Annotated in this window: 7 protein-coding genes; 2 read left to right on the plus strand and 5 right to left on the minus strand. The window is 66.8% G+C overall.

All coding sequences use genetic code 11. From position 1 onward, the window contains the following. Window positions 1–36: 36 nt before the first annotated feature. The gene (locus QY049_RS24115; protein WP_301269976.1) at window positions 37–1,575 is read right to left on the minus strand and encodes a YifB family Mg chelatase-like AAA ATPase; all 1,539 of its coding nucleotides are present in this window, start codon (window positions 1,573–1,575) and stop codon (window positions 37–39) included. A gap of 227 nt (window positions 1,576–1,802) precedes the next feature. Here QY049_RS24115 and QY049_RS24120 point away from each other — a divergent pair, with 227 nt between their 5' ends. Continuing rightward, on the plus strand, window positions 1,803–2,048 hold the full coding sequence (locus tag QY049_RS24120) for a PilZ domain-containing protein (RefSeq protein WP_011083489.1): 246 nt from the start codon (window positions 1,803–1,805) through the stop codon (window positions 2,046–2,048). 83 nt (window positions 2,049–2,131) lie between these two features. Next, complete coding sequence (locus QY049_RS24125; RefSeq protein ID WP_194478771.1) at window positions 2,132–2,914, plus strand: tetratricopeptide repeat protein; 783 nt, start codon at window positions 2,132–2,134, stop codon at window positions 2,912–2,914. A gap of 45 nt (window positions 2,915–2,959) precedes the next feature. Here the strand turns inward: QY049_RS24125 and QY049_RS24130 are convergent, their stop codons facing one another. The 4 genes from QY049_RS24130 to cpaB are packed head-to-tail and all read right to left on the minus strand — an operon-like array spanning window position 2,960 to window position 7,381. Continuing rightward, window positions 2,960–4,249, minus strand: coding sequence for an AAA family ATPase (locus tag QY049_RS24130; RefSeq protein WP_258764434.1), 1,290 nt, complete (start codon window positions 4,247–4,249; stop codon window positions 2,960–2,962). Then, on the minus strand, window positions 4,246–4,980 hold the full coding sequence (locus tag QY049_RS24135) for a CpaD family pilus assembly protein (protein WP_194478769.1): 735 nt from the start codon (window positions 4,978–4,980) through the stop codon (window positions 4,246–4,248). Before QY049_RS24135 ends, QY049_RS24130 begins: the two co-directional genes overlap by 4 nt. Window positions 4,981–5,031: 51 nt before the next feature. Further along, entirely contained in the window at window positions 5,032–6,549 is a 1,518-nt protein-coding gene (locus QY049_RS24140; RefSeq protein ID WP_194478768.1) for a type II and III secretion system protein family protein, read from the minus strand. A 10-nt stretch (window positions 6,550–6,559) separates the two neighbouring features. Continuing rightward, entirely contained in the window at window positions 6,560–7,381 is an 822-nt protein-coding gene (cpaB, locus tag QY049_RS24145) for a Flp pilus assembly protein CpaB (RefSeq protein WP_194478767.1), read from the minus strand. Window positions 7,382–7,686 lie beyond the last annotated feature (305 nt).

Raw genomic sequence — 7,686 nt, forward strand, 5'->3', positions numbered from 1 at the left:
GGAAACTCGTTACCGCAGGGTTGACGGGTGGGATGATCACGCCAGCTGGCGTACATCCTCCGCGAGTGCGCGGTAGGACAGCGCTTCGGCGAGATGCAGCCGGCCGATTTTCTCGGCGCCATCGAGATCGGCGAGCGTGCGCGCCACCCGCAGCACCCGGTGATAGCCGCGCGCCGACAACCGCATGGTCTCGGCGGCATCGCGCAGCAGCTTTTGTCCCTGCGCGTCGGGCCTGGCGATGTCTTCCAGCGCCGCGGCCGGCGCCTCCGCATTGGTGCGGATTTGCGGCAGGCCCGCAGCCACGTAGCGCGCGAGCTGGATGTCGCGCGCGGCCGCCACGCGCGCGGCGACCTCCGCGGAGCCTTCTGCCGGCGGCGGCAGGATCAGATCGGCTGCTGTGACTGCGGGAACCTCGATGCGCAGATCGATGCGGTCCATCAGCGGGCCGGAGATGCGCGCCTGGTAGTCGCCGGTGCAGCGGTCGACGCGGCCGCGCTTGCAGGCATAACCGGGCTCGAACGCGTTGCCGCAGCGACAGGGATTCATCGCCGCAACCAGCATGAAGCGGGCAGGGTAGGTGACGCGGTGATTGGCGCGCGACACCGAGACCTCGCCGTTCTCCAGCGGCTGGCGCAGCGAATCCAGCACGCGCGGATCGAACTCGGGCAGCTCGTCGAGGAACAGCACGCCCTGATGCGCCAGCGAGATCTCGCCGGGCTTGGCACGTGCGCCGCCGCCGGTGAGCGCGGCCATGCTGGCGGAGTGATGTGGCGAACGAAACGGCCGCCGCGACGTCAGTGCGCCGCCCTCGATCTCGCCGGCGACGGAGGCGATCATCGAGACCTCGAGCAATTCGCCCGGCGACAGCGGCGGCAGGATTGAAGGCAGCCGCGCCGCCAGCATCGATTTGCCGGCACCGGGCGCGCCGATCATCAAGAGATGATGTCCTCCCGCGGCCGCGATCTCCAGCGCCCGCTTGGCGCTCTCCTGGCCCTTGATGTCGCGCAAATCGAGCAGCGAGGTGGCGGCCTCATGCACCTTCGGCACCGGTCGCGAAAGCACCTGCGTGCCCTTGAAGTGATTGGCGATCTGGATGAGTGAGCTTGAGGCGATGATCTGGATGTCCGGGCTCGCCCACGCCGCTTCCGAGCCGCAAGAGGCCGGGCAGATCAAGCCTTCCTCGCGAAGATTGGCGCCGAAGGCGGCTGGCAGGACGCCGGCCACCGCCGCGATCGAGCCGTCGAGGCCGAGCTCGCCGAGCACGGTGAAGCCGGTCAGCGCGTCCGGCGGGATCGCGCCGATCGCCGCCATCAGCCCGAGCGCGATCGGCAGGTCGTAATGGCTGCCTTCCTTCGGGACGTCGGCGGGCGCGAGATTGACGGTGATTCGCCGCGCCGGCAGGGCCAGGCCCGAGGCGATCAGCGCCGAGCGAACCCGCTCGCGCGCCTCCGATACCGCCTTGTCCGGAAGGCCGACGATGGCGAAGGCGGGCAGGCCGGGGGCGACCTGCACCTGCACGTCGACCGCACGGGCCTCGATCCCCTCAAAGGCGACTGTCGAAACCCGCTGAACCATGCTGCCCTCTTGCACAATTAGGGGTAGCAGAGCCGGGCGGCTCTGGCAAGAACAATACGGGAACACGGGAGATGGCGCCGCAAGCCCTAACGACAGGTAAACCGGACGACGACATTAAGCGTCGACTACGCCTCGAATGCGAGCGGCTCTCCTCAGCACATTCCAACGAATGTCCGCTACTCCTGAGCCTGCGGGATGGGCCGTGATCTAACGGGTGAAGAATTCAAATGCTTGCAAATCGCCGCAGAAGCGAACGACGGGTGTGCAGCCGGCTTGCCAAGATTCATTTTGGCGCGGGATCGCTGCCGCGGGACTGCACCATCACGGATATCTCGGACGGGGGCGTGAAGGTCGTGGCCGAGTTTCTGGAAGTGCCGCCGCAATTCACCATCATCTTTGCGCCCGATTATTCCCGTCAGTGCCGCCTGCGCTGGCGCATCGGTTGCGAATTCGGTGCGGAATTTACCGACTAGGCCCAACAGAGGCCCGTCCTTAACCGGACTTTAGCGTTAATCGGCAAAGCATCTCTGATCAGTCCGCCGGCGGTGATCAGAGTATGTCCAAGCGTTCGTCCCTTGCCTCTTTCCCGGCGAGATTCCTGCTTCCCGCGCTCGCGGTGCTGGCCCTCGGTGGCTGCCAGACCACGAGCCTGGAGGACGTGACCGGCGCGCTCGGCGTCAGCAGCAAGCCGGACCCCGCGGCCAACGCGGATGCCAGGCCCGACATGGACGGCTTGCGCGAGCGCTATCGCGCCAAGCCCAGCGATCCCGATATTGCTCTCCAATATGGCCGGGCGCTGCGCGAGATGGGCCAACGTGCGCAGGCGGTCGCGGTGATGGAGCAGGCCGTGCTGCTCCATCCCAGCAACAAGGCGCTGCTCGCCGGCTACGGCCGCGCGCTCGCCGACAACGGCAATTTCCAGCAGGCCTTCGACGTGCTGAGCCGCGCGCATACGCCCGAGGATCCCGACTGGCATATCCTCTCGGCCCAGGGCGCCGTGCTCGATCAGCTCGGCCGCAACGAGGAGGCGCAACAATATTATGCGACCGCGCTGAAGATCGTGCCGGACGAGCCGTCAGTGCTGTCCAATCTCGGCCTGTCGTACATGCTCCAGAACAATCTGCCGCGGGCCGAGGAAACCATGCGCCGCGCCTATCAGCGCGATTCCGCCAATCCCCGCGTGCGCGCCAATCTGGCGCTGGTGCTGGGACTGGAAGGCAAGCAGGCCGAGGCCGAGACCATCGTGAAGGCCGACCTGCCGCCGGATCAGGCGGCGGCCAAGGTCACGGCGCTGCGCCAGTTGCTGTCCAAGAAACAGCAGCAGCGCGCGGAGAAATAAATCTCCGCCGCTTCGGTTGTGTTGGTTTGAAGAACGCTTCCGCGCTTACGACGCCTTGCGATGCGGCGCCGAGCCGCGTCCGGCCCTGCCCTTGAGTTTCTTCAGCAGTGGTCCGAGCAGCGAGCGCTTGGGCTTCTTCACCTCGCCTCGCCCGGCGAGACGGTTGGCCATGCTCTGGAACAGCTCGCTCGTGCGGTGGCTCTTGGAGACCTCCGCGATCATCTGGCCGTTGTTGGCCGCCGCCGAGAACAGCTTCGAATCGAACGGGATCACCGCCAACGGCTGGCTCTCCATCGTCTTGGCGAAGGACTTGACGTCGATCTCGGCGCGCTTGTGCATGCCGACCTGGTTGATGCAGTACAGCGGCGGACGGTCGTTCGGCCGCGCCGCCTTGAGCACCGACAGCATGTTCTTGGTGTTGCGCAGGTTTGCGAGATCAGGCTCGGCCACGATCACGATGTCGTCGGCATTGACGAGGGCCCGCTTGGTCCAGGCCGACCATTGATGCGGAACGTCGAGCACGATGCAGGGCGTGGTCATGCGCAGCGTGTCGAAGATCGCATCGAACGCCTCCGCGCCGAAATCATAGACGCGATCGAGCGTGGCAGGCGCAGCGAGCAGGCTGAGATGATCGGTGCATTTGGCGAGCAGGCGCTCCATCAGCGCCGTATCCGGCCTATCCGGCGACAGCACCGCATTGGCGATGCCCTGCGCCGGATCCTGGTTGTAGTCGAGGCCGGCGGTGCCGAAGGCGAGGTCGAGATCGATCACGACGGAATCGAGCGAAAGGTCGCGCGCGATGGTCCAGGCCACGTTGTGCGCGACCGTGGACGCGCCGACGCCGCCCTTGGCACCGACCACCGCGATGATGCGGCCGGTGATGATGGCTTCGGAGGCCGAGAACAGGCTGCAGATCGAGCGCACCACGTCGATGGTCTCGACCGGGCCGACGACGTAGTCGTTGACGCCGCGGCGCACCAGCTCGCGATAGGGCGCGGTGTCGTTGGGATTGCCGATCACCACCACGCGCGTGCCGGGATCGCAGACGCCGGCGAGATCGTCGAGCCCTTCGAGGATGTCGCGCGTGCCGTCGGATTCGATCACGATGACGTTCGGCGTCGGCATCGTGTCATAGACTTCGATCGCCGCAGCGAGACCTCCGCTCTTCGCGGTGAGATGCGCCTTGGCGAGACGGCGGTCCTGGCCGGCTGCGGTCACCGCGGCGAGCGTCTGCTCGGTCTCGCAAAACGCCTGCACCGAGATGCGCGGAACCGGCGCAATGTGCTCTTCGGGGTGTTGCGGATCGTCCGCCCCTTCGTCGTCGATGCCCGTCATTTGCCTGTTTCGCTGAGTTTGGCCTTGTCAGCCTCGGGATAGGTGGTCGTGGTCGGATTGCCCTTGCGGTAGCGGTCGAAGGCGATATCGCGCCGCGCGGTATAGGCCGGCGTTTCGGCGCGCGGCTGCTCGAGGTCGGCGGGGTTGTCGATCATCGCGGCAAGATTGCGCTGGGTGGCGCAGCCGAGATTGAAGTAGGGCCGGTTCTCGTTGTAGCCGGGGTCGAGGATCGACGGGCCCACGTCCTCGGGCCACAGCCCGCAGGGGCCGGCGACCGCGGTGATCTTGGAATAGCTCAGCCGAATGGTCGGCAGCAGGCCGGGATCTTCGGGGCGATAGGAATGCTGGACGATGACGCGCGAGGGCACGCCGCCGCTGCCGAGCACGGCGCGGATCTCGCGATAGGTCGCCGCCGCCGCGCGCGAATTGGCGGTGTCGACGGGCACGTCGACGACGACGGAGCCGGTGCCTTCGCGCAGCCAGTCCCGGGCGATGCCCATCACGTCCGCCGCTTGCGCGGGCGAGAGGCCGCCGCGCGCCTTGCCGACGAAGATCACGATCGAGCGCTTGCCTTCCTGCACCGCGATCGGATGGCGCATACGGTAGTCGGTCGGCACCGTCTGGGTGGTGACGACGTCACCCGTGGTGTTGCACGCGCCCAGCATGACGGAGAGCCCCGTCAATGCGAGCGCGATGCGCAAATTGCGGCGTCGATCCGATGTCTTCGTCATCGCCTGGTCCCCTCCTGCCCCTGTCTTGCCCCGGTCCCCAAACCGTTCGTGTCAGTCGATGATGAAGCCGAAATCGCCGCGGTCGCCGTCGATCGGATCGACGCGGCGCGCGATGCCATAGAGGCGGTTCATGCGGCCGAGCAGCGCCGATTGCGCATCCGAGGACGGTGCGAAGCCGTCGTCAGGGCGCGACAAATCCTTCTGGGCGACCGCGCGCACGACATAGGGGGTCACGATCACCATCAGCTCGGTCTCGTTGTTGACGAAGTCCTGGCTGCGGAACAGCGAGCCGAGGATCGGCACCTGGTCGAGGCCCGGCAGGCCGTTGATGGCCTGCTTGGTCTGTTGCTGGATCAGGCCGGCCATCGCCATCGAGCCGCCCGAGGGGATCTCGAGCGTGGTCTCGGCGCGGCGGGTCTGGACCGAGGGGATGGTGATCGAGTTCGTGGTGTTCGAGGACAGTGCCTGCGACACCGTGATGGCGTTCTGGCTCGACAGCTCCGAGACTTCGGTCATCACGCGCAGGCTGATGCGGCCCTCGCTGAGCACGACCGGCGTGAAGTTCAGCGAGATACCGAACTTCTTGTAGGTGATCTGGGTGGTGCAGACATGCGTGGTCGGATCACAGGAATAGCCCGCCGGAATCGGGAACTCGCCACCGGCGACGAAGGTCGCGGATTCACCCGAGATCGCCGTCAGGCTCGGCTCGGCCAGCGTCCGCATCACGCCCGCGCTTTCCATCGCGCGCATGGTGGCGGTGACGGTGGCGACGCCCTTGGTGAGACCGCTCACGCCGAGCCCGTTGCCGCTGACCAGCGGTCCGCCCGAAACGGTGAACGGGTTGGAATTGTTGAAGTTCACCACCGCGGTGCCGGCATTCAGGCTGGCGCTGAGGTCGACGCCGAGCTGCTTGACGATGTCGCGGCGGACTTCGCCGACGACGACCTTCAGCATCACCTGGTCGCGGCCGCGCACGACGATGTTGTTGACGACCTTGTCCGGGCTGCCGACCAGCTTGGCGGCGACGTCGCCGGCCTGCTGGGCCTCGACCGGGCTCGACACCGAGCCGGTCAGCATCACGCTGTCGCCGACGCCCTCGATCTGCACGCCCGGCAGCGACTGGCGCAGTGCCGCGCGCATGCCGTTGAGGTCACGCTTCACCGCGATGTCGTAGGAGGCGACCTGCTGGCCGTCGGCGGTGAAGAACACCACGTTGGTCTGGCCGACCTGGGCGCCGATGATATAGGCGCGCTGCGACGAGCGGATCACTGCATTGGCGATCTTGGGGTCGGCCACCAGCACGTCCTTGACCTCGCGCGGCAGGTCGATCACGACCGATTTGCCGACGCCGAGCGACAGCGAGCGCGTCCTGGCGGGCGCGATGGACGCGACCGGCGCCACGCCGAGGTCCGGTGCCTGCATCGGCGCCTGGTCGCCGACCGGCGCATCCGCGGCGCGGACGACATCGGGGGCTGCCATCAGCCCCAGCATCAGCATTGCCCCTGCCCAGAACGAGCCGGCGCGCTTCCCCCGAATGCGCAGGCCCGTCCGATAGTCCCCATACTTCATGCTGTCCCCATCACTTCTGTGACGTCAGTTGTCGTGCCTGCACGCCGTAGCGGATGACGCTGATGCCGCCCGGACGCTTCAGCGCCTGGTCCTCGGGCGAGCCGTCGGCGGCGTTGGCATCGGTGATGCTGCGCAGTGCGAGTGTGAGCGTGCCGCCCTGGCGCGCGGCCGAGAGCGCGGCGACCTGGTCGGGCCGCAGCTCGAGGGTGACGGTCTTGCCGAGCAGGGAGCTCTGGCCGTCCTTTTCCTTCGGTGCCTGGTCGATCGCGAGCACGCGGATGTTGGTGAGGATGACCTCCGACAGGATCAGGTCATTGCCGCCGGTCTGCCCGTTGGTGTTGGCGCCGTCGGGGTTCTTCAGGCGGCGCGTCAGCACGATGTCGACGTGGTCGTTCGGCAGGATGAAGCCGCCGGCGGCGGTCTCGGCTGAAATCTCGGTGGACACGGCCCGCATGCCGGTCGGCAGGATCGCGGCCATGAAGCCGGAGCCATCGGCTTTCACCAGCTTCTGCTCGCGGATCGGTTCGCCCTGCATCAGCGGCACGCGCGCGATCGAGCCGGCGATCTGGGTCTGCGCGTCGGGCCGGTTGTCGCGGCGGATGAAGGCGCTGCTGGCGGTCGCCTGCGGCCAGGTCTGCCATTGCAGATCCTCGGCTTTCACGGCCTGGCCGAGCTGGATGTCGGATTTGGCGACGAGCACCTCGACCGTCGGCAGCTTCTCGGCAACCGGGAGAACGGGCGCTGGCTTGTTGTCGTAGTGGCTCGCCAGATACGCAGCGACGCCGCCGGCGCCGAGCGCGATGACGAGAACGACAATGCGTGCGGTATTCATACGCTTCTACTCTTACGCGGGGCACTCGAACCGCACGTGGCGGGTTCCCCCGCATCGATGAGTAGGGAGTAAAAGTATAAGGGGTGTTGCGAGGGCGAGTGTGATGCCCCGTGACTGTGTGCGTTTTGGGCAGATGGTGAACGCCGCGTTATTCGAGCGGCGCCGGCCCCCGTAGAAACACGCGGGTGCGCGCCCGCATTCGGATGAGAACGCAGGGCGTCATGGTGAACGGGTGGTTAAAGCATGATGGCATTAAGTTCGATAGCCTGAGTTTTTCAGGTAGTTGGCGCATTCCTCGGATGTGA

It is taken from the genome of Bradyrhizobium sp. WYCCWR 13022, assembly GCF_030435535.1.
GTDB lineage: Bacteria > Pseudomonadota > Alphaproteobacteria > Rhizobiales > Xanthobacteraceae > Bradyrhizobium.

Bases quoted from the DNA above. Each gene is read 5' to 3' on its own strand.
- QY049_RS24135 (WP_194478769.1), bottom strand. From the start codon at position 4,980: ATGACGAAGACATCGGATCGACGCCGCAATTTGCGCATCGCGCTCGCA.
- QY049_RS24140 (WP_194478768.1), bottom strand. From the start codon at position 6,549: ATGAAGTATGGGGACTATCGGACGGGCCTGCGCATTCGGGGGAAGCGC.
- cpaB (WP_194478767.1), bottom strand. From the start codon at position 7,381: ATGAATACCGCACGCATTGTCGTTCTCGTCATCGCGCTCGGCGCCGGC.
- QY049_RS24125 (WP_194478771.1), top strand. From the start codon at position 2,132: ATGTCCAAGCGTTCGTCCCTTGCCTCTTTCCCGGCGAGATTCCTGCTT.
- QY049_RS24115 (WP_301269976.1), bottom strand. From the start codon at position 1,575: ATGGTTCAGCGGGTTTCGACAGTCGCCTTTGAGGGGATCGAGGCCCGT.
- QY049_RS24130 (WP_258764434.1), bottom strand. From the start codon at position 4,249: ATGACGGGCATCGACGACGAAGGGGCGGACGATCCGCAACACCCCGAA.
- QY049_RS24120 (WP_011083489.1), top strand. From the start codon at position 1,803: ATGCTTGCAAATCGCCGCAGAAGCGAACGACGGGTGTGCAGCCGGCTT.